The following is a 26,032-nucleotide window of genomic DNA, read 5'->3' as shown; positions in this document are numbered from 1 at the left end:
AAAAAATTTGCCATAGAGGCGCCGTGATTGACGCCTCTATGCAGTTCGTATTCATTACTTGTCTTGGATGAGATCTAGTAAGTCGGCAATCTCTTCATCATCCCAACCGAATTCGGATAGATCACTTGTCGTTGGTGTTGCGGCCGTCTCCGTCTGACCTAGCTCGATCAATTGGCGTAGCGCGTTTACATAGTAATCCACCAAATCTTTGACAGTTTCTTTGAGATAAATCTCTTCACTGAAGGCGATCGTTACAATCAATTGTCCCCCAACGACAGAGCTACCGAAATCCAGCAGGTGCTGACGTTCTGAGTTGCGATTGAAGTTGTCGCCTCTAGCTTCGTTTGCAAAGCCAAACAAGGATTCTGTGTCATCGACTGCCTGATCAAGCTGACCGAGGTAGTTGAAGCTAATTTCTGCTTTTGGCAAAGACTTGAACTTTTCAGTCATTTCTTCGTTCAGGTAACGGAGAATTCCATAGCCGATCCCCTTGTTCGGAATGCTACGCAGCTGTTCTTTGGTCGTTTGTAGCGCTTCTTTGAGAGAGGTAGTTCCTCTCGTATCCAAGAGGATGGTATACATGCTCGTGAACCACCCCAAGGTATGGGACAGATCGACATCGTCGAAGAGCTCTTCACGTCCGTGTCCTTCCAAATGGACTAGGGAGGTTTGATTTCCAGTCCAGACGAAGATCGCTTCTGCCAATGCAGTGAGCAAGACGTCATTGATCTGAGTTTGGTAGATCGAAGGCAATTCCTGTAAGAGTACTTTGGTTTCTTCCTGCGTAAGTGCAACAGAAACCATCCTAGCAGTAAGCTCTCGGTTCTTTCCGTTCTCATAATCTTTTGGCAGAGCGTTGACTTCTGTATCGAGGCTGCTTAGCCAATAATCCGCTTCCTCTCGCAGGCTGTCTGATTGAGCGTACTCCGTCAATTTTTCAGCCCAATACTTGTAGGAGCTGGTCTTTGGCGGCAGTTGCACCTGCTTGCCTTGAAGCAATTGGGTGCTGGCCTTACTCAAGTCTTCCGTGATGATGCGCCAAGACACACCATCGACTGCCAAGTGGTGAATGACAATTAGCAAGCGGCCTTCCTGTTCACTGCCCAAATCGAAGTAGACGGCACGAAGCAACGGACCTTCCGAGAGATGCAAGCTTGCCTGGGCTTCCTCAGAGATTTCCCCGATTCGCTTTACTTGCTGTTCATAAGGCAAATGACCCAATTCCTCTACGGTAAATGGAATAATATCTGTCCAATCATCGTTGATTTGCTTCCATTTTCCCTCCTGATGGTAGAAGCGGAGGCGGAGGGCATCATGATGTCCGAGCAAGTGATAGAAAGCTTGTCTCAAAATTTCTGGATCGATCAGTTTGACAGTTAAAAGTACAGATTGGTTCCAGTGGTTACGATCTGCCAATTTTTGCTCGAAGAACCAGCACTGAATCGGCAGGAGTGGCACTTCCCCTGTGACGATGCCTTGCTCGGCGAAAATGTTAACCGACTCCCCGATTACATGTGTTAACTCGGCAATCGACTGATTTTCGAACAAGAGCTTCGGTGACAAGCGGATTCCAGATTGGGCTGCGCGGGACACGATCTGAATGCTTAGAATCGAATCACCACCGAGTTCGAAGAAGTTATCGTGAATTCCAACTTGCTCTACGCCTAGAACCTTTTTCCATATTTCGGCCAATACTCTCTCGACAAACGTCTCTGGAGCAACGAATTCTCCATTACTCACTGTGTACTCCGGTATAGGTAATGCACGACGGTCTACTTTGCCATTTGGAGTGAGTGGCAGAGCATCCATGATTACGAATGCGGCTGGTACCATGTACTCCGGCAGTATTTCTTTGAGGTAGCTGTCGAAGTTGCCAGCTTGATCCTCTCCACCTTCTTCTAGCACGACATACGCGGCCAGTCGTTTCACACCTGGCATATCTTCACGGGCAAGGACTATCGTTTCTTTGATCGAAGGGTGAGTGTACAGGGCGGTTTCAATCTCGCCCAGCTCGACGCGGAAACCACGGATACTCACCTGATCGTCGGCACGACCGATAAACTCGATGTTGCCGTCCGGCAGGTAGCGGACAAGGTCTCCTGTGCGGTACATTTTTGCCCCTCGAATGTGAGCGAACGGATTTTCGACAAAGCGTTCTTGTGTCAGATCAGGACGTTTTAGATATCCGCGACCCAAACTGTTCCCTGCGATGTACAGTTCGCCTGCAACACTGATCGGCACAGGTTGCAGCTTTGCGTCAAGAACGTATACTTGCACATTGTCGATTGGGCGTCCGATTGTTGGTGCAGCTATCTGACCAGCTTGTACAGGTACGATGCCTGCTGTAGCTACGACGGCATTTTCCGTTGGCCCATACTGATTTACCAATGTAAATGGCAGATGAGCCGATGGATAGTGATGCAGTTTGTCACCGCCTGTCAGCATGTAGCGCAAATCTGAATCGGTCGGCCATTCAACAGACATCAAGCTCTCTGCTAATGGCGTTGGCAGGAAGCTGATCGTGATTCCTGAGTCGACGAGCCAATCACGCAGTTTTTCCGGTACGAGACGAATCTCTTCTTGTGGCAGATACAGCGTGGCTCCAGCCGTCAGATACGGCCAAATTTCCCAAACAGCGGCGTCAAAGGCTGTTCCGGCGATTTGTGATGCTTTATCTTCTGGCGTGACGTTGTAAGCGTGCTGGTGCCAATAGATGAGATTCAAAAGAGCGCGTTGCTCGATTTCCACTCCTTTTGGTGTTCCGGTAGAACCGGAGGTGTAAATGACATAGGCAAGATTGTTCGTTGTCGTCGTGATTTCGGGTGATTCAGTGCTCTCATTGGCAATCAAATCCCAATCGATATCGAGACAAATAAACGTTGCATCACCTGTTGGCAATGCTTCAAGCAAGCGTTCTTGGGTCAATACGATCGGCATGTTCGTGTCATCCATCATGAAAGCAAGGCGATCCTTTGGGTAAGATGGGTCCATCGGAACAAACGCGCCGCCTGCTTTGAGAATCCCTAATTGGCCGATCAGCATCTCGACAGAGCGTTCGACGCAAATACCAACGAGAGTCTCTGTCGTAACCCCCTGTTGTTGCAAGTAGTTCGCCAGTTGATTCGCTTTAGAATCCAGCTCTGCGTAGGTGAGCGAGCCTTCTTTGGAGACGACTGCCAGTTGATTCGGTATTTTCCTTGTCATTTCGGCGACTAGCTCGTGTACTGTCTTCTCATACGTGTAATTTGTAGCTGTGTTGTTCCACGCGAGTATAAGCTGTTCACGTTCATCCGGACGAAGCAGTGGTAACGCCATGATCGATCGATCAGGTTGGGCGACTATTCCCTCCAGTAAATGATGGAAATGAGTCACCATTCGCTCCATCGTTGTTTGGTCGAACAAATCTGTATTGTAATCAAACGTAGCGATCAGGCCGTTTGGCGTTTCTGCCATAGTCAAGCTGATGTCGTATTTGGACATCACTTCTTGGCTCTTGCTTTCAAACGGAGCAATCCGAATGCCCTCAAGTTCATGAGTCTGCATTTGGAAGTTTTGCAGAGCGAACATGACTTGGTAGAGCGGCGAATAGCTTAGGCTGCGTTCCAACTCCAGCTCATCTATCAACTTTTCAAAGGGCAGGTCTTGATGGGTATATGCTTCCAGTGCAGACTCGCGCACTCTTGCAAGTAGTTCACGGAAGGTTGGAGCGCCAGACATATCGGTTCTCATCGCCAGAGTGTTGATGAAGAAGCCAATTAATGACTCCGTTTCTTGTCTATTGCGTCCAGCAACCGGACTTCCGACGATAATGTCGTCTTGACCGCTGTAGCGATGAAGCAGGATTTGGAATGCCGCGAGCAAGGTCATAAAGAGCGTGGCGCCTTCTTGTCGGCTGAGCGCGTGTAATTTTTCCACAAACTCAGTTGAGAAACTCGTCGTGTATAAGGCTCCATTATATGTCTGTACAGGTGGACGCGGACGATCTGTCGGTAAGGCCAATAGCGGCTCACTGCCACTCAGTTTCGCTTTCCAGTATGCGAGTTGTTGCTCCAGCGCCTCTCCTTGTAGCCATTCACGCTGCCAAGCTGCAAAGTCTGCATATTGTAGTGGCATGTCGGTGAGTTGCGGCGTTTCTTCCTTACAAAGCGCTTCATAAATCGCAACCAGCTCTCGTATGAAAATGTTCATCGACCAGCCGTCAGATACGATATGGTGCATGTTAAGCAGGAAGACGAAATTCTCTTCGCCGATCTGGATGATCGTGGCCCGCAGTAACGGTCCTGTACTTAGGTCAAATGGCTTGGTTGCCTCTTCTCTCTCCAGGCGATGTACCTCGGTGTCACGCTCCTCTTCTGGTAGATCACGCAAATCAATCTTGCCCATGCTCCACGCGATTTCTGGGTGAATGACTTGTATCGCTTCCCCGTTGATGTCAGTGAAGGTTGTTCGCAAGCTCTCATGTCGCTCGATGATCATCTGCAGACTGCGTCCCCATGCATGTATGTTGAGGTGTCCTTGCATCCGCATGGCAGAGGGGATGTTGTACAAGGCACTGTTCGGCATTAAGCGATCCAAGAACCACAAGCGTTGCTGTGCAAATGAAAGCGGTAGATGCTGGTCGCGAGAAACGAGAGCGAGTGGAATGCTGGCAACTTTCGATTTGGCTTCCAGTAAACCGGTTAACTTTTCGCTCATTTGTGCCACGCTAGGATTTTCGAACAAGGCACGGAGTGGTACTTCCACACCAAATGTTTCTTTCAGGCGGGAAACGGTTTGGGTAGCCAAGAGCGAATGTCCACCTAGATTAAAGAAGTCATCGTGAATTCCAATTCCCTCAACGGCAAGAACCTGCGACCAAATATGGGCAACGATTTCCTCTGTTGGTGTACGCGGTGCCACATATTCTTTCTCTGTCCCACCGTGTCCCCAATCCGGTGCTGGAAGGGCACGGCGATTTACTTTCCCGTTAACCGTGAGCGGAATCTCTGCCATCCATACGTAACCTGATGGAACCATGTATTCCGGTAGGGTCTCTTTCAGGTAGTGTATAAGCTCAGCATCACCCGGTTGTTGTTCGTTTGCTGCAACGAGATAAGCTGCTAAACGCTTGTCTCCTTCCCGCTCCTCACGCGCGATAACTACGACATTTTGAACGGCTGGATGCTGTCTGAGTCTATTTTCGATTTCGCCCAGCTCGATTCGATAACCACGAATTTTGACTTGGTCGTCGATTCGTCCGAGGAATTCGAGATGTCCGTCTTCCGTATAGCGAACCAGGTCACCAGTCTGGTAGAGGCGTTCTCCTTCCTTGCCGAACGGATGATGGATAAAGCGTTCTTCCGTAAGCTCAGGACGATTCCAGTACCCTCTGGCTATTCCTTTGCCGCCGATGTACAGCTCGCCTGGTACGCCTATTGCCACAGGTTGCCGGTATGCATCCAGTACATACACTTCCACATTGGCGATGGGTCGGCCGATCGATGGATTTTCGCCGTTATTCTGACAACGCATGAGAGTAGCGGTGACAGTTGTTTCTGTTGGTCCGTAGCAGTTAAAGAACTGGCGATCCTTCGCGTGACGGGCGACAAGCTCACGGCTTAACGCTTCCCCACCGACAATCAGGGTCTTCAGGTCTGGCAAATCCGCTTGTGGCAAGGCAGATAGTACGGAGGTAACCATTGTCACCGTCGTGATGCGTTGTTCCAGCAGGACTTGGATCAACTCCGGACCAGGTAAAAGTAATTCGCGATCCTCAATGACTAGTGTGGCACCAGCGAGCAGGGCCATAGCGATCTCGGAGACAGAAACATCAAAGCTATATGATGTGAATTGCAAAACCCGGCTCGTCGCATCGATTTGGAACGAATGGATCAGGGCATGTGTCAAATTGATAACGGAGTGGTGCTCGACCATTACCCCTTTGGGCAATCCAGTTGATCCAGAAGTATAGATTACGTATGCGAGATGATGCTCATTGACGCTGATATCCACGTTTGTGGTAGGCTCATCTGCCAGTTCATCGCTATCGAGGCAAATCACCTGTTTAGAAGGGACTGGTAGCATGTCTTTTCGCGATACTTGCGTCAACAAAATGTTCGCTTGCGAATCTTCGATCATGTAGGCAATGCGATCCTGCGGATGCGCCGGATCAATAGGCACATAAGCAGCCCCTGCTTTCATCACACCGAGGAAAGCAATGATCATCTCTGGAGAGCGATCGACACAAATGCCAACTAGCTTATCCGGTTGCACACCCCATGCAATCAGCCTGTGTGCCAGCTGGTTTGCACGTTTGTTTAGCTCGGCATAGGTCAACTCCATCTTCTTGTAGACGAGTGCAATAGCATCAGGTGTCTTTTCAACTTGTTTCTCGAATGCCTGATGTATGCAAAGCTGGGTCGGATAATCCACGCTCGTGTCATTCCATTCGACTAATACCTGCTGGAGCTCGCTTTCACTGATCATCGACACCTCTGCGAGACACTGTTCAGGTTTTGCCATCATGGATTCGAGCAAGTAAGACATTTGGTGCAGTACACGTTCGATATTTTCAGACGCAAATCGGCTTTGGTCGTATTTGATCTTAAGGATGAACTCTTTACCCGGACCGCATACGACGGTGATTGGATAATTCGTTTGTTCCATCGTCTCCACGTCAGATAATTGCAGCTGATAATGTTCATCTTTTACCGATTCACCAATCGGGTAGTTCTCAAAAACGAAGATGCTCTCGAACAGGGCAGCATTACGCGCCATTTCACTCCAGCCTTGGATGTCAACCAACGGTGTGTACTCAAACTGGCGAAGCTCCACTTGATGTTCTTGAATCTCGCGTAGCCATTCCCGCACCGATTTGTTCGCATCTATCAATACACGAATCGGCAGGGTGTTGATGAAGAGACCTACCATGCCCTCTACGGTAGGCAGCTCAGCCGGACGACCGGAAACTGTTGCACCGAAGACGACATCATCCGTTGCGCCGTATCGGCTCAGGATGAGAGCCCATGCCCCTTGGACAAGCGTATTCAATGTCAACTGATGTGTACGGACAAAGGCTTGCAAACGTGAAGTCATTTCCGCCGATAAGCGAATTTCTTTCTCTTCGTACACTTTCGGCATATTTTCCCGGCCGCCTGAGTGGTTACTCATCGCTAATGGTGTAGACTCGTGGAAGTCTTTGAGCTGTTCGCGCCAAAAATGTTCAGCAGCTTTCAAGTCTTGGCGCTGTATCCAATCGATGTACGCAGAGAATGGTTGGACGAAGCTGTACGAAACCTCTCTATCTTCTGCTATGGACACATAAGCACTAAACCAGTCTTTTAGTACAATTGGTACGCTCCAACCATCAAGCAATACATGATGGAAGCTCCAAGTGAAGCGATAAATTCCCTCACGTAAGTGGAACAACGTCCAACGCATGAGTGGTGGAGAAGCAATCTCGAAATTTCGTCTACGGTCAGCTTCTAGATAGTGCGCCAGTTCCGTTTTTTGCTGCTCCGTCGTCAAATGACGAAGGTCGATTTTTTCTACAGATGCATTTACTTGTTTGCGTACAATCTGATGTGCCTCTAAACCTTCCCAAACAAAGTAGGTACGTAGAATCGGATGACGATCCACTACCTTTTGCCACGCCTGTTCAAACGCATCGACGTGCAAGCCCTCCATCGTCATGGCAAAGTGAACAATATAGTCTCCCCCCTCTTGCTCGTACAGGGAGTGGAACAGCATGCCACCTTGCAATGGACTCAGTGGATAGACGTTCTCGATCAGGCGATCCTGTCCCAGATGCTTGTCGATAGCACGTTGATCCATTCGCGCTAGTGGGAAGTCAGATGGCGTATAGCCGCCTGCTTCTTCGGACTGGCAGTGCGCAATGATCTGGCGCAAAGCTTCCAGATAGTTGCAAGCAAGCTCTTGAATCGTGCTTTCCTCATGAATGTTTTCGCTATATATCCATGTGACATGGAGTTGTTCTCCGGTTATGACACTGTTTACATCAATCAGGTGCTGACGTATTGTGTCTTTCCCCAGATTGGAGCCTCTTGATTCTTGCGCCATGCCAAATCTCGATTCGGCTTGAACGATCTGATCAAACTGTCCGAGGTAGTTGAAGCTGATTTCTGGCTTCGGCTTTTCACCTAGGAGTTTTTTCAACTCCTCATCCTGACTGAGGTATCGGGAAATGCCGTAGCCGACACCTTTCTTTGGAATGTGACGAAGCTGTTCCTTGACCGCTTTCAAAGCGTCACCCCACGGCTTCGAAGGGTCAATCGAAAGCTGTACCGGGTACATGCTCGTAAACCAGCCAACCGTGCGGGATAAGTCTGCTCCTTCGATAATTTCCTCGCGTCCGTGTCCTTCCAGATGAATGGCTACTATCATTTCACCTGTCCACCGATTCATTGCTTTAGTTAAAGCGGTAAGCAACACATCATTGATTTGCAGGCGATAAGGCGAAAGCGTATCCTGCAACAACGCGCGAGTTTCTTCAATGGTAAGCGCAAGACTGACTTGTTTGGAGGTTGCCTCTGTGTTTTGACTTAGCTCGAAGGCACGGTCAATTGGAAGTGGACTCACTTCATCACTCTGGCCCAGCCAGAACGCTTTTTCCGGCTCGAGCGCTTCGGAATTCGCATAGGATTGCAATTGCTCTGCCCATGACTTGAATGAAGTCGTCTTCGCTGGGAATTGCACCTCTTGATCGTTTACAAGTTGCCCGTAAGCAGTTTGCAGATCCTCTAGCAAAATGCGCCAGGAAACACCGTCTATCACCAGATGGTGGGCAATAATCAGCAGACGACCAGGTTGGTCCGCTCCAAAATGGAAGTAAACGGCTTGGAAAACGGGTCCCTCACTTACATGTAGACTTGATTGCACCTCGTTTGCGATTTGCTCCAGACGATCGGCTTGTTCTTCTTCTAGAACAGCGGACAGGTCCACACTACGGAATGGAATGGTCTCAGGACGTCCTTCCATATGTTGGGTCCAGCCTTGCTCCGTATGGTTATAACGCATACGTAATGCGTCATGATGAGTGAGCAGACTCTCGATGACACGCTCTAGAACAGTCAGGTCAACGGGTTGTTGAACCGTCAAAAGCAAGGATTGATTCCAATGATGGATCGACGGTTGTTCAGTCGTGAAGAACCACGATTGAATTGGCGTGAGCGGCACCTCTCCCGTCAAGATGCCTTGTTCTGCTTGGATTTTTACTGTTTGTATGCCGCCAGTCGCTGTCACGACACTTGCCAATTCCGCGATGGTTTGATTTCTCAAGAGCTGTTTCGGTGTCAAACGAATTCCAGCCTGATTGGCTCGAGAAACAATTTGGATACTCAAGATGGAGTCTCCACCCAACTCGAAAAAGTTGTCATAAATACCAACTTCATTAATACCTAGAACTTTTTTCCATATATCTGCAAGCGTAGCCTCAATAGCAGTTGTCGGAGCAGCAAAACTGCCTTCTGTTTCAGTGTGTAATAAATCAGGTAGAGGCAATGCTTGTCGATCTACCTTACCGTTTGGCGTCAGCGGCAGGTTACCCATGATGACAAATGCAGCTGGCACCATATACTCAGGCAGCTTTTCCTTTAGATAGCTACGGAAGTCACTTGCTTGAATCTCTTGTTTTTCTCCAAGTACGACGTAGGCAGAAAGTCGTTTTACGCCCGGAATATCCTCACGTACGAGGACGATGGTTTCTTTTACCGCTGGATGAGTGTACAGAGCTGTTTCAATTTCACCTAGTTCGACCCGGAATCCTCGAATGCTCACCTGATCGTCTGCACGACCAATGAAATCTATGTTTCCATCTGGCAGGTAACGAACCAGGTCTCCAGTTCGGTACATGCGCGCTCCCGGTTTTTGTGAGTATGGATTGGCTACGAACCTCTCTTTGGTTAGATCAGGGCGCTTCAGATAACCCCGTGCCAAGCTGTCTCCTGCAATATAGAGCTCTCCGGCTACACCAATCGGCACAGGTTTTAGCTTTTCATCAAGGACGTATACCTGCACATTGTCTATTGGACGTCCGATTGATGGTGCGAATACATGAGTAGCTTCTGTCGGAACGGCACCTGCTGTGGCGACAACCGCGTTTTCGGTTGGACCGTATTGGTTCACAAGAGTAAACGGCATTGTTGCTGGTGGGTAATCGTGTAGCTTGTCGCCCCCTGTGAGCATATAGCGCAGCTTAGCGTTGATTGGCCATTCCAAGGTAAGCAATCTTTCCGCCAATGGCGTTGGCAAAAAGCTAATCGTGATACCCGATGCAACAAGCCAATCTCTGAGTTCCTCAGGTACAAGCCGGATTTCTTCAGATGGGAGATACAGCGTTGCTCCCTTTGTTAGATATGGCCAGATTTCCCAAACAGATGCATCAAAGGCTGTTCCTGCGATTTGTGAAGCTCGATCATTTGAATCTACGCTGTACGACCGTTGGTGCCAGAAAATGAGATTTAACAAAGCGGCGTGTTCGATCTCTACCCCCTTTGGCGTTCCAGTAGAGCCAGACGTGTAGATGACGTACGCCAGATTCTCTGTTGTCATTTCAATATTCGGTGCCTCGCTGCTCTCTTCCGAAATGATATTCCAATCACGATCCAAGCAGATGAATGACGCAGTTCCTTCCGGCAATCGCCCTAACAGTCGTTCTTGGGTTAATACAACTGGCATATTGGCATCTTTCATCATGAAAGCAAGACGCTCTTGTGGATACGCCGTGTCCATTGGGACATAAGCACCGCCAGCTTTGAGTATTCCCAGTTGACCGATGAGCATATCGATGGAACGTTCTACGCAGATGCCGACAAGCGTTTCGGAGGATACTCCCTGTTTTTGCAGGTAGTTCGCTACCTGATTCGCTTTGGCATCCAGTTCTGCATAGGTGATCTGCCCTTCTTCGGAAACAACAGCTAACTGGTTTGGCAACTCCTGTGCAATCAGTGCAACCCTTTCATGCACGCATGTTTCACGTTCAAAAGGTACATTTGTATCATTCCATTGAAGGAGAAGTTGCTCCTTTTCCATATCACTCAAGAGAGGTATGGCTGTGACCGGTTGCATCGGATTTACCGAAATCGCCTCCAGCAGGTTGGAGAAATGTTTCCCCATACGCTCGATCGTTGCTGGATCAAAAAGATCGGTGTTGTACTCGAATGTTGCGATAAGTCCATCAGTTGCTTCTACGGTCGTCAAGGTGATGTCAAACTTGGCGCTTACGCCCTCCTGACCTCTGTGGAAAGGCTCGATGCGAATCTGGGACAATTCTTGTACTTCCATCGGGATGTTTTGCAGTACGAACATCACTTGGAACAACGGTGAGTAGCTTAGGCTTCGTTCCAGCTCCAGTTCATCTACCAGTTTTTCAAACGGCAGGTCTTGATGCGCATACGCTTCCAGTGCGGTCTCTCGTACTTTTGCAAGCAAGTCTCGGAAGGTTGGTTCCCCAGACATGTCCGTACGCATTACCAAGGTGTTAATGAAGAAACCAATAAGTGACTCCATTTCCTGTCTATTTCGTCCTGCGACCGGACTTCCGACGAGGATGTCTTTTTGACCACTGTAGCGATAGAGCAGGGTCTGAAAGGCAGCTAGCAAGGTCATGAATAAGGTTGATCCTTCTTCACGACTGAGCGCTTTTAGATCGGCGAGCAGTTTTTCTGAGAGCCTAATCGTATGCATCGCCCCTTTATGGCTCTGAACGGCAGGACGTGGACGATCTGTCGGCAATCTCAGAAGTGGTTCTGCATCGCCTAATTGATTTTTCCAGTACGTCAATTGTTGCTCCAATACTTCTCCTTGTAACCAATTGCGTTGCCATGTGGCATAATCTGCATATTGTAGCGGCATTTCGGCAAGCTGTGGTGTTTCTCCAGCAGATAACGCTTCGTAGATGGAGACTAACTCACCCATGAATACACTCATGGACCAGCCATCCGCAATGATGTGGTGTAAATTGAGCAAAAATACATACGCTTGTTCATCAATGCAAATCAGTTTTGCGCGTAATAACGGCCCTTGATTCAGATGAAACGACTGTTCTGCATCTTCTATGGCGAGACGCAATGCTTCTACTTCTCGCTCCTCTTCGTTCCAGTCTCGTAAGTCGATTCTTCCCAGGCTCCACTCGATCTTCGAGTGAATGACTTGAACTGCTTCTCCATTGATATCAGAGAAAGTTGTTCGCAGGCTCTCATGACGTTGGATGATCAGCTTAAGACTGCGTTCCCATGCCTCGACGTCTAGCTCACCGTGCAGACGAACAGCAGATGGGATGTTGTATACGGAACTGTCTGGCAACAGCTTGTCCAAGAACCACAAACGTTGTTGTGCAAACGAGAGTGGCAAGTGTCCGTCACGCGACACGGGCACGAGCGGGATGTCAGTGAGTATCGCTTCCCCTTGTAGCAATGTCGTAATTTTTTCGCTGATCGCAGCCGTTGTCGGATAATCAAACAGCGTACGAAGCGGCATATCTACGCCAAAAGCTTGACGCATACGGGAAATTGCTTGGGTAGCTAGGAGGGAATGGCCCCCTCGTTCAAAGAAATCGTCGTGAATCCCGACTTGCTCAACGGAAAGCACCTGTGTCCAAATGTTAGTCACTATTTCTTCTGTTGGTGTGCGAGGTGCGACATACTCTTGTTGTGTGGTCAAAAGTCCCCAATCTGGTGTAGGTAGTGCTCGGTGGTCTACTTTTCCGTTGACCGTAAGCGGAATAGCCTCCATCCAGACTATGCCTGCTGGAATCATGTAATCTGGCAATGTCTCTTTCAGATAGAGAGCGAGCTCCTCTATGGCTGGCTTCTCTTCACTCATTGCTATCAGATAAGCAGCCAAACGATTTTCTCGTACGATAACGACAGCTTCTCGAATCGCAGAGTGCTTTCTCATTGCGTTTTCGATTTCGCCTAATTCGATGCGGTAGCCACGAATTTTGACCTGATTATCGATACGTCCGATGAATTCGAGGTTACCGTCTTGCAGATAGCGCACCTGATCGCCTGTGCGATAATGACGTTCGCCTTCCGTTCCAAACGGATGAGTGATAAAGCGTTCCGCTGTAAGCTCTGGACGATTCCAGTAACCGCGTGCCAAGCCTTTTCCACCAATGTACAGCTCACCTGATACGCCTATAGGGACAGGCTTCAGATTGGCATCTAATACGTAGATGGTAGCATTGGCGATTGGGCGGCCAATTGGCGTGTTCGTCAGATTTGAATCCATTAGCATTAACGTGGTGCAAACGGTTGCCTCCGTTGGTCCGTAGCAATTGAAAAATTGACGATGATTTGCATAGCGAGTGATGAGCTCATAGCTTGGTGCTTCGCCGCCGATCACTAATGTTTTCAGATCAGGTAGGTCGGCGTCAGGTAATGCCGCGAGTACAGCGGGCACTGTCATAACCGTTGTGATTTCTTTTTCTTGCAAGACAGAGATGAGTTCAGGGCCTGGCAATAGCATTTCCCGATCCTCAATGACTAAGGTCGCACCCGAAATCAAAGCGATGACGATCTCAGCGACAGATACGTCGAAGCTGAACGAACATAACTGCAGGACGCGGCTAGAAGGCTGGACTTGGAACAACTCGATCAGGTAATAAGCCATATTCATCGCACTACGGTGTTCGACCATAACACCTTTCGGCAAGCCAGTGGAACCAGATGTGTAAATGACATAAGCAAGATTTTGTTCTGTAACCCCACACATCACATCGTGAACAGGTTCATTCTCTAGAGCATTACTATCAAGGCAAATTACCTGAGCCTTAGTTGTAAGTAAATGGTTTGCCAGAGATTGCTGGGTCAACACGATGTTTGCCTGCGAATCCTCGATCATGTAGGCAATACGCTCTTGCGGATGTGCCGGGTCGATTGGAACATAGGCGGCACCTGCCTTCATCACACCGAGAATCCCGACGATCATCTCAGGAGAGCGCTCGATGCAAATTCCGACGAGCGTATCTGATTTCACGCCTTGGGCAAGAAGATGATGCGCCAATTGGTTCGCTCGCTGGTTCAGTTCGGCATACGTCATTTCCATCTCTTTGTACATAAGTCCGATCGCATCTGGCGTCTTTTTTACTTGGTGTTCAAATGCTTGATGAATGCAAAGCCCGTTTGGATAATCCACCTTCGTTTCGTTCCACTCGACCAAAACCTGCTCTTGTTCGATCCCGCTGATCATGCGCACATCAGCCAGAGGTTGATCAGGATTTGCTGTCATCGATTGGAGCAGAAGAGTCATTTGCTCTAGGACACGTTCGATACGTACATGATCGAATCGGTTTTGATCAAAAACGATTTTGAGGACAAATTCTTTGCCAGGGCCACATACTACGGTGAGTGGATAGTTTGTTTGCTCCGCAGAGTCTATATCAGAAATTTGAATACTGCTGTCCACTTCTTTTACAGACTCGTCGATCGGGTAGTTCTCAAAGATAAAAATACTTTCGAACAGCGATGTGTTACGCTCGAATTCGCTCCAACTCTGGATGTCAACTAGCGGCGTGTACTCATATTGGCGAATCTCCAATTGTATTTCTTGCAATTCGCGCAGCCATACCCGAACGGTTTTGCTTGGATCGAGTGTGATTCGAACCGGAAGCGTATTAATGAACAAACCAACCATATTTTCTACGCCATGCAAATCGGCTGGACGTCCTGAACCAGTTGCCCCGAATACGACATCTGTCTCACCACTGTAAGCTCCGAGGATCATACCCCACGCACTTTGTATGAATGTATTCAACGTTACCTGATGCTGACGGGCAAATGATTGCAGATGTTCTGTAAACTCGGTCGAGAATCGGATAAAGCGCTCGTCGTAGGTTTTTGGTTCACCAAGGGATTGGAGAGCTTGTCCGAGATTTATTTGTGTCGGCCCGTATATCCCTTTCAAATGCTTGCGCCAGAAGCGTTCCGCAGCTTGCAAGTCTTGACGCTGGATCCACGCAACATACTGGGAAAAAGGTTGTACAGCCCCAAGCTGAATGTCTCTTCCATCTGCCAGCGCTAGATAAGCGGCAAACCAGTCTTTCAGGACGAGCGGCAAGCTCCAACCGTCCAGTAGTACGTGGTGGAAGCTCCAGATAAAGCGATAAGCTTCGTTGCTAATCCTGAACAAAGTCAAACGCATGAGAGGTGGTTCTGTAATCGAGAAGTTCCGCTTGCGATCCTCTTCCAAAAATGCGTCTAACGCTGCTTTCTGCCCATCCGTTGGTAAATGTCGCAGATCTCTTTCATCAACTGTCACTCGTACGTGCTTGCGGACAATTTGATGCGGATTGACTACTCCATCCCAGATAAAGGAGGTACGCAGAATAGAATGACGATCTATGACTTTTTGCCATGCTTGTTGGAAAGCATCGACGTGCAAATGATGGATCGTCATGGAGAATTGAACCACATAGTCTCCGCCCTCTTGTTCGTATAGGGAATGGAAAAGCATTCCTTCCTGCAACGGCGTCAGTGGATATATGTTCTCGATGGAGTGATCTCTATTCACATAGGTGTCGAGTGTACGCTGATCCAGACGAGACAACGGGAAGTCAGAAGGAGTATAGCCTCCTGCTTCTTCGGAGCGGCAATGTGCCATAATCTCACGTAAGGCGTCCATATAATCACGAGCAACTGCTTCCACCGTACTTTTCTCGTGGATGTTTTCGTTGTAAAACCAAGTGATATGCAGTTGTTCTCCGGAAATGACGCTGTTTACATCAATTAAATGAGCGCGAATGGAATCGGGTGCAAGATTTGAGCCTCTCGATTCAGCAGCCATGCCAAACTTAGCGTTAGACGAAACTACCTGATCAAACTGGCCGAGGTAGTTGAAGCTGATCTCTGGCTTCATTCGAGACTTCAACTGCTCTTTCAGCTCGTCATCCTGACTTAAGTAGTGCAGGATACCATAGCCAATTCCATTTTGCGGAATTGTTCGAAGCTGTTCTTTGAGCGCTTTCAGCAGTTCGCTCCACGGTTTCGTCTCGTCAAGTGTAAGCTGTACAGGATACATACTCGTGAACCAGCCAACGGTTCGGGATAAATCTGCTCCTTCCAAAATATCCTCGCGTCCATGCCCCTCGAGATGGAAATACAACGTCTGTTTCCCTGTCCAGCGGTGCATCGCTTTTGTTAAGGCAGCGAGTAATACATCGTTCATTCTCAAACGGTAAGGAGAAAGTGTTTCCTGCAACAGAGCACGGGTCTCTCCTGCATTTAAAGAGAATGTTACTTGCTTGGTTGTCGCTTCCGTATTCTGACTCGGCTCATAAAAGTGATCAATCGGGATCGGACTCGCCTCGTGAACTTGTTTAAGCCAGGACTCTTTTTCTTGCTGGATAGCGTCTGAATTGGCATACTCAACTAATTGCTCAGCCCACATCTTGAACGAAGTCGTCTTTGCTGGAATTTGTACGTCTTGACCGTTCACTATTTGATCATAGGTATGTTGCAGATCCTCCAGCAAAATACGCCACGATACACCGTCAACAACTAGGTGGTGAATGACGAGCAACAGTCGGCCAGCTTGCTCTTCGCCCATGTTGAAGTACACAGCTTGTACGATGGGGCCTTCTGTGATATTTAAGCTCGCTTGTACTTCTTGGGAGATTTCCTCCAGCCTGGACTCCTGTTCCTGTTTAGGCAGGTTAGACAGATTCACGCTACGGAATGGAACGTTCTCTTCAAGACCTTCCATCATTTGCGTCCACATGCCGTCATGGTGTGAAAAGCGCATACGCAACGCATCATGATGGGCCAGTAGGCTCTCGATTGTTTGCTCCAATACAACAAGGTCTACTGGTTGCTGAACAGTCAGCAGTAACGACTGATTCCAGTGGTGTAGCGACGGTTGATTGGAGTCAAAGAACCAATTTTGGATTGGAGTGAGCGGTACATATCCAGTAACAGCGCCCTGTTCATTCTTCCATTTTGTATCTGTTGCTTGGCTCAAATCAGTAACAACGCGTAGCAATTCTGCAATGGTTTGATTTTCAAAAAGTTGCTTGGGTGTGAAACGAATTCCTAAATGATTGGCTCTTGCAACGATCTGGATACTGAGAATGGAGTCGCCGCCCAATTCGAAAAAGTTGTCGTAGATGCCGATGTTCGCAACACCCAGCACACTTTTCCAGATTTCCGCCAATTTCATTTCCAGATCCGTTGTAGGTGCTACATAACCGCTATCCGCCTCATTTCGGGAATAGTCAGGGATTGGTAGCGCCCGGCGATCCACTTTTCCGTTTGGTGTCAGCGGGAAGCTGTCCAACTTCACGAAGGCGGATGGGATCATGTGCTCTGGCAACTTATCCTTGAGATATGATCGCATCTCAATGTGATTAACCTCTTTTTCTTCTGCAAAAACGAGGTAGGCGGCAAGGCGCTTGTCTCCAGGAGTTTCCTCTCTCACCATGAGTAATGTTTCTTTTACAGCCGGGTGGCTCTGCAACACCGTCTCGATTTCGCCTAGTTCAATGCGGAAGCCGCGGATTTTTACCTGATTATCGATACGCCCGATAAACTCAATCGTGCCATCAGGCAAATAACGAACCAAGTCACCCGTACGGTACAGGCGAGAATTTCCTTGTGGGTCAAACGGATTCTCCACAAACCGTTCTGCGGTTAATTCCGGATTGTTCAAATAACCAAGAGCGAGGCCCTCCCCGCCTATATATAATTCTCCTGCTGCACCCAGAGGGACAGGCTGTTGATGTTTATCCAATACGTACACTGTGGTATTGCTGATCGGTCGGCCGATCGGGAAGGAGCTGACGCCTTCTGGAAGCTCCGTGACGGGATTGCAGCAAGTAAAAGTCGTGTTTTCCGTCGGGCCATAACCGTTAATCACCGTGATACCGCCAAGCGAAAGTACCTTGCGTACATGTGATGCGGAGACCACATCTCCACCGACAAGTAGTTGGTGCACGCCGCGCAAGTACTCCACCTTGTGGTCAACCATGACCGTGAACAGTCCAGCCGTCAGCCAAAGTGTAGTCACCTTGTGATTCTGAATCGCCTCTCCCAGTTCATCGAGTGAGGGCTGATGTGGCGGTATCAACACCAGCTTCGCTCCGTTTAACAACGCACCCCAAATTTCAAAGGTAGCAGCATCAAACGATACGGTAGAGGCTTGCAGGAACACGTCCTCTTCCGTAATGGTCACGTAGTTCGTGTTTTTGATCAGGCGAACAATTCCGCGATGGACGACCAGCACTCCTTTTGGTGTACCTGTTGAACCAGATGTGTAAATGACGTAAGCGAGACTGTCCGCGGTCATATCTACTTGAGGAGCAAGTGTACTTTCTTCTGCCCATTTTTCCCCAGCATGATCGAGAGAGAAAATGGTAAGCTCTTGTTCTTGCCACTTGGAAGACAAATGCTCCTGTGTCAATAAAATTGAAATCTGGGCATCTGCCATCATGAAAGCAAGACGTTCTTGCGGATACGCAGGGTCGAGTGGCACATACGCTCCACCTGCTTTGAGAATCCCGAGCATACCAACGAGCATCTCTAACGAGCGCTCTACGCAAAGTCCGACAAAAGTACCCGTTTCTACTCCTTGCTTTTGCAAGTAGTTGGCAAGCTGATTGGCTTTTGCCTCCAGCTCGGCGTAAGTCAACTGTTCTTCCCCAGCAACGACGGCGATACGATCTGGGTATTGGGCTACTGTTTCGGCAAACAGTTGTTGAACAGTTTTATCCCGAGGGTAGTCGCTCCCTGTGTTGTTAAGCTCTACCACCTGTTTATTTCGTTCGCTCTCCCTTAGAAGATCAAGTTTTTCAATCGACTCCTCTGGTTGGGCGATGATAGCCTCAAGCAGATTTTGCAAATGTCCAGTCATTCGCTCTATCGTCGATCTGTCGAACAAATCTGTGCTGTACTCAAAGGAGGCCACAAGTCCGTCTGCCTGCTCTCTCATTGTCAATGTGAGGTCAAACTTGGAGGTCGTCAAATGTCGCTCAGAATCCAATGGTGTGAGCTGAATGCCGGACGTTACTGCTTCCTCCAGCGGGAAGTTTTGCAGGACAAACATGACCTGGAACAACTGCGAGTAGCTGAGGCTACGCTCTAGCTGTAACTCATCGACCAATTTTTCAAAAGGTAAATCTTGATGTGCATATGCCTCCAACGCTGTTTCGCGAACTCGTGCCAGTAATTCTGTAAATGCTACATCTCCTGTTACGTTGGTTCGGAGTGCCAAAGTGTTGACGAAGAATCCAATCAAATTCTCGGTTTCTTGACGATTGCGCCCAGCTACCGGACTTCCCACAACTATGTCTTCTTGACCACTATAGCGGTATAGAAGGGTTTGGAATGCAGCCAGCAACGTCATAAACAAGGTAGAATTGGACTCTTGGCTAAGTACTTTCATTTTGGCGAGCAAGTCCGCAGAAAAGGTCTTGGTGTAAATGGCTCCTTTATAGGATTGCACAGCAGGGCGCGAACGGTCTGTCGGCAGTGCTAGAAGCGGTTCTGCTCCACTCAGTTTTTCTTTCCAATAAGTAACCTGTTGCTCTAAGATTTCGCCATCCATCCACTCACGCTGCCATGTGGCAAAATCCGCATATTGAATCGGTAGCTCTGCTAGCTCTGGTGTTTCTTGTTTACTGAAAGCTTCGTAATTGGCAAGCAATTCGCGATAGAATATGCCCATCGACCAACCATCAGAGATGATGTGGTGCATGTTGATCAAGAAGACATATGCGTGATCATCTGTTTGGATCATCGTCGCGCGTATCAGCGGTCCTTGTCCAAGGGCAAATGCTCGGGCAGTTTCGGCTTCAGCCAACTGCTCTATCCTTTGTTCTTGCTTTTCAGCTGATAGGTCGCGTAAGTCCAGAATGTCCATTTTCCAGTCCATATGCAGATGAATCACTTGTATGGATTGTCCGTCTATTTCGTGGAACGTGGTACGCAAGCTTTCGTGACGCAAAATAATCGCCTGTAAACTCTTCTCCCATGCCACTACGTCGAGTTCACCTTGCATGCGAAGCGCAGATGGGATGTTGTACATCGGACTTTCTGGCATGAATTGATCAAAGAACCACAATCGCTGTTGGGCAAAAGACAACGGCAGATTGCTCTGTCTTGACACAGGCTGAATCGATCCACCAATCGCTTCTTTATCTCCCAAAAGAAGTGCTGCTCCCTGTTCACTCCATGCTGCAATGGTCGGATGTTCAAAAATGGAGCGAACCGTCTGCTCTATTCCAAACGCCTCTCGTAGACGTGAAATGACTCGTGTCGCCAAAAGTGAATGTCCACCAAGCTCGAAAAAGTTATCGTGAATCCCCACTTTTTCGACTCGGAGCACCTGCGACCATATGTTGGCAATCAGCTCTTCTACCTGATTGCGCGGCTCTATGTAGCCTTTGGCGGAAGCTGGATTTGTCCATTCCGGTTCCGGCAGTTGTTTGCGGTCGATTTTACCATTTGCCGTCAAAGGCATCGCATCAAGGAAAATATAAAATGATGGCCTCATGAATTCTGGCAACTTCGTTTTTGTCCATGCACGCAAATCAGTAGTTTCGAGCGTGATGTCTCCTGAAACGGTAAGATACGCAGTTAAATGCTTCTCGCCCGGCTTAATCTCACGGACCATGACCACAACTTCGTTCACGGACGGATGCAAGCTGAGTGCTGCTTCCACCTCACCTAATTCGATGCGGAAGCCGCGGATTTTTACCTGATTGTCGATACGCCCGATAAACTCAATCGTGCCATCAGGCAAATAACGAACCAAGTCACCCGTACGGTACAAGCGAGAATTTCCTTGTGGGTCAAACGGATTCTCCACAAACCGTTCTGCGGTTAACTCCGGATTGTTCAAATAACCAAGAGCGAGGCCCTCCCCGCCTATAAATAATTCGCCTGCTGCACCCAGAGGGACAGGTTGTTGATGTTTGTCCAATACGTACACCGTGGTATTGCTGATCGGTCGGCCGATCGGGAAGGAGTTGACGCCTTCTGGAAGCTCCATGACGGGATTGCAGCAAGTAAAAGTCGTGTTTTCCGTCGGGCCATAGCCGTTAATCACCGTGATACCGTCAAGTGAAAGTACCTTGCGTACATGTGATGCGGAGACAACATCTCCACCGACAAGTAGTTGGCGCACGCCGCGCAAGTACTCCACCTTGTGGTCAACCATGACCGTAAACAGACCAGCCGTCAGCCAAAGTGTAGTCACCTTGTGATTCTGAATCGCCTCTCCCAGTTCATCGAGTGAAGGCTGATGTGGCGGCATCAACACCAGCTTCGCTCCGTTTAACAACGCACCCCAAATTTCAAAGGTAGCAGCATCAAACGATATGGTAGAGGCTTGCAGGAACACGTCCTCTTCCGTAATGGCCACGTAGTTCGTGTTTTTGATCAGGCGAACAATTCCGCGATGGACGACCAGCACTCCTTTTGGTGTACCTGTTGAACCAGATGTGTAAATGACGTAAGCGAGACTGTCCGCGGTCATATCTGCTTGAGGAGCAAGTGTACTTTCTTCTGCCCATTTTTCCCCAGCATGATCGAGATAGAAAATGGTAAGCTCTTGTTCTTGCCACTTGGAAGACAAATGCTCCTGTGTCAATAAAATTGAAATCTGGGCATCTGCCATCATGAAAGCAAGACGTTCTTGCGGATACGCAGGGTCGAGTGGCACATACGCTCCACCTGCTTTGAGAATCCCGAGCATACCAACGAGCATCTCTAACGAGCGCTCTACGCAAAGTCCGACAAAAGTACCCGTTACTACTCCTTGCTTTTGCAAGTAGTTGGCAAGCTGATTGGCTTTTGCCTCCAGCTCGGCATAGGTCAACTGCTCTTCCCCCGACACGACGGCGATACGATCTGGGTATTGGGCTGCTGTTTCGGCAAACAGTTGTTGAACGGTTTTATCCCGAGGGTAGTCGCTCGCGGTATCGTTTTGCCCGACCAGTAGATGCTGTCTTTCTTCTTGACTGAGAAAAGAGATAGAGGACAGGCATTGTTTCGGATTCTCGACGATTGCTACTAGAATGGATGCCATTTGGTCAAGTGTCCGTTCGATTGCCACCTGCTCAAAGCGGTCTGTCCTGTACATCATTTTGATGCTAAACTGCTCGCCCGGAATCCCGACAATCGTGAGCGGATTATCTACTTCTTGGAAGTGCTGTACACTAGAGATGAAAAAACCGAATTCCCTCTCTTCCCCTTCTCCCAGCGGATAGTTCTCAAATACGAAAATACTTTCAAACAGTGGTAGTCCACGCGGTACATCCGTCCAGCCCTGGATATCCACCAATGGAGAGTATTCATACTGTCGGACTCTAGATTGCTGATCCTGTAACTCTTTGAACCACTGATCCAACGTTTGCTCAGGCTCGACTTTCGTTTTCATCGGCAATGTGTTGATAAACATACCAACCATCTGCTCTACACCTGGCAGATCGCTCGGGCGCCCGGAACCGGTTACGCCGTATACCACGCTTTCTTCTCCGCTCAAACGGCTGAGGAGAATGGCCCATGCCCCTTGCACGATGGTGTTGATCGTTACCTTATAAGTTCGAGCTAATTTTAAGAGAGCTTTCGAGACTTCATTAGTCAAGGTTCGAGTCGATTCATGAATCCCTTTTTCCTGCTCTGAACCTCTCAAGGGATAAGATTCAAAGGGAAGAGGTGTGGGACTCTCGACGGACGCTAGGAACTCGCGCCAGAACTTTTCAGACTCTGTCTTGTCCTGACGGCGAAGCCAGGAGATATAATCTTTGAATGGCTTTGGCTGTGGAAGTCTCAAGTCCTTGCCTTGGCAGTACGCCTCATAGAAATCGAGGACTTCCTGAAAAAGAATGGGGCTGCTCCATCCATCCAAGAGCAAATGGTGGAAGCTCCAGATGAACTGGTGCACATCTTTGGCCTTTTTAATGACCGTCACTCGCATGAGAGGGGCTTCGCTCAAGTCGAAGCCTGCCTCTTTTTCTTTTTGCAAAAACGATGTCAGCATGGTTTTCTGCTCTTCATCGGTGTGATGTGACCAGTCTTCCTGTTGTATGGAAAAAGGAACACTTTCGAAGACCACCTGAAGCGGCTTCTCTACCTCTTCCCAAAGGAATCCAGTACGCAAAATGGAATGTCTTTGCACCACTTTGTTCCAGGCTTTTTCAAAGTTGACGATGTCAAGCTCGCCTGTAAGAATGGCAATGTTCTGCACCATATAGGCTGAACCCTCAGAGTACAGCGAATGGAACAACATCCCTTCTTGCAGCGGGGATAAGGTGTATAGATCAGTAAAATCCCCCATTGGATTAATTCCCCTTTCTTTTCTTCAGCTTGGAGAGAACCTTGTTTAACGCCGTCTGACTCAAGTCTGCATCCTCGAAGTCTTCGGTTCTATAGCTTTGTTTCTCCGCTTGTATCAGTGAACGCAGGATTTCCGTGAAATGACGGGCGAAAGTCTCGACGCTCGCTTCGCTATGCAATGTCTCGTTGTAGAGGAAGCTTAGGTTCAGCTTGCCTCCTGTGACTGCCCCTACCACATCAATCAGATGAGCCCGTCTGTTGTCCGGACTGATATTGGAGCCTCTTTCTCCTGTCGCAAATCCAAACAGGGAATCTCCTTCTCCCGCCTGATTGAACTGTCCCAGATAGTTGAAGCTAATCGGTGGTTGCGGAATAGCCGCTAGCTTTTCGGACACCTCGCTATCTTTTGTCAAGTAGCGCAGGATGCCGTATCCAAGGCCTTTGTTCGGAATTTGTTGAAGCTTCTCTTTGACTCTTACCAGCACATTTTCCTGAGACATGTTCTGATCCAGACGAATCAGGAGTGGATACATTGACGTAAACCAGCCGACCGTGCGGGAGAGATCAACCTCGGAGAACAATTCTTCACGACCGTGACCTTCTAGGGCGACTAGTAGGGATTGTTCTCCAGTCCATTTGGCGTATGCCAGTGCTAACGCGGTCAATAGAACATCATTGATTTGCGCGCGGTAACGGGACGGTACTTTCTGTAGCAGGGTTTCTGTCTCTTCTTCCTCCATTGAAATCGTAATCGTCCGGCAGTTTCCTTCTATGTTCAACTCACCGTCATGGATTGGTGGTGTAAAGGACACCATCTCGTCTGCTGCAGCTATCCAGTACTCCTTTTCAGCGACAATACGTTCAGAAGATGCGTACTCATTCATTTTTACTGCCCATGCCTTGTAGGAGCTTGTCTTTGCTGGCAATTGAATCTCTGTTCCCTTCACAGCCTGCATGTATGCCGTTTGCAAGTCTTCGATCAGCACTCGCCACGATACGCCGTCTACCGCCAAATGGTGAATGACAATCAGCAAACGGCCCGGTCGATCATACCCGAGATCGAAGTACACGATCTTCATGAGCGGTCCGTTTTCCAAATCTAGGCTCGCTTGTGCCTGGTGTGAAAGTTTTTCGATTCTTCTCATGTGCTGAGCTGGCGAGATCATACTAAGATCCTCCACGATGAGCAAAACTTCCGATTCGACTTCTGCGTGTGTCTGCTTCCACTGTCCATCTGTGTAGGTATAACGCAGGCGGAGGGCGTCGTGGTGATTGAGCAGGTGGGTAATCGCTTGCTCCAGATGCTCTTCGTCCAATTGTTCGTTCACTTGCAGGAGCATCGATTGGTTCCAGTGATGTGGTGTTGGCTGCTCTTGCTCGAAGAACCATTTTTGGATCGGCAATAGTGGAGCTTCACCTGTTACCATTCCTTGCTCTGCTTCTATTTTCGTGCTTTGGCCTGCAACCTTTGCCAAATCTGCAATCGTTTGATGGTCAAAAAGATTCTTCGGAGTTAGATGGATGCCAGCATTGTTTGCACGCGCGACGATTTGAATGCTGAGGATGGAGTCGCCCCCAAGCTCAAAAAAGTTATCGTGAATGCCGATGCGATCCATTCGCAGAACGGCGCACCAGATTTCCGTCAGTCTTTGTTCGATTAGGTTGGTAGCCTGTGTAAACGAATCAACAGCTTGGCTGCGATCATAGACAGGGACTGGAAGTGCTTTTCTGTCTACTTTCCCGTTTGGCGTAAGCGGCAATTCATCCAGCATGACGAAAGCAGATGGCACCATATAATCCGGAACATGTGCTTTGAAGTGTTGGCGCAGTTCGGCTGTGTCTATTTCTTTCTCCGCTTCTTTGACCGCATAAGCGACGAGCTGTTTCTTGCCCGGTTCATCTTCGCGGACAATGACTACGGATGCGGCAAGCGCAGGGTGTTTGGCTAAAACTGACTCAACTTCACTCAGCTCGATGCGGAATCCGCGGATTTTTACCTGATTATCGATTCGGCCGATGAATTCGATAAGACCATCTGGCAGGTAACGAACCAAGTCACCAGTCCGATAGAGTCGTGCCTGTGGATCGGTTGAGAACGGGTTGGGTACAAAGCGTTCTTCCGTCAAATCAGGTCGATTCCAATATCCTTTCGCCAGACCATCTCCGCCAATGTACAGTTCACCTGTTACACCAATCGGGACGGGCTGCATTTTGCCATCCAGCACGTACACAGTCGTATTCTTGATGGGGCGGCCAATCGGGAAAGAACTGATCGTCTCTGGCAGCTCTGTGACCGGATAGCAGCAGGTGAATGTCGTATTTTCCGTTGGACCGTACCCGTTGATAATCGTGACTCCTTCGATTTCCAAAGCTTTTCTTACGTGAGGAACTGAGACGACATCTCCACCAACGAGCAGTTGCCGAACCCCTGTCAGGTACTCTTTGTGATGATCAGCCATCAGTGTGAACAGTCCCGCCGTCAGCCAAAGCGTCGTAACCTGGTGAGTCTGAATGGCTTGTCCCAGTTCTTCTAAGGAAGGCAGATCAGGCGGCATCAGCACCAGCTTTGCCCCATTCAGCAAGCTGCCCCAAATCTCAAAGGTCGCCGCATCGAACGATACTGTCGATGCTTGCAGGAAAACGTCCTGCTCGGTGATTGTCACGTAGTCAGTTCCTTTGACGAGACGGACAATGCCTCGATGGATGACAAGCGTTCCTTTTGGCAACCCGGTAGAACCAGAGGTGTAGATCACGTAAGCGAGACT

At 48.8% G+C, this 26,032-nt stretch carries 2 protein-coding genes; both read right to left on the bottom strand.

The window, feature by feature from the left end:
- Window positions 1–54 precede the first annotated feature (54 nt).
- Entirely contained in the window at window positions 55–23,268 is a 23,214-nt protein-coding gene (lgrC, locus tag ACFYU8_RS00010) for a linear gramicidin non-ribosomal peptide synthetase LgrC (protein WP_390297143.1), read from the bottom strand.
- Window positions 23,269–23,272: 4 nt separating this feature from the next.
- Window positions 23,273–26,032: amino acid adenylation domain-containing protein (locus ACFYU8_RS00005; RefSeq protein WP_391364930.1), on the bottom strand; the 2,760-nt coding region annotated here is incomplete at its 5' end.

Source organism: Brevibacillus sp. NPDC003359 (genome assembly GCF_042878995.1).
Classification (GTDB): domain Bacteria; phylum Bacillota; class Bacilli; order Brevibacillales; family Brevibacillaceae; genus Brevibacillus.
The sequence above is the reverse complement of the archived record's forward strand: the minus strand, read 5'-3'. Positions and strand labels throughout refer to the sequence as shown.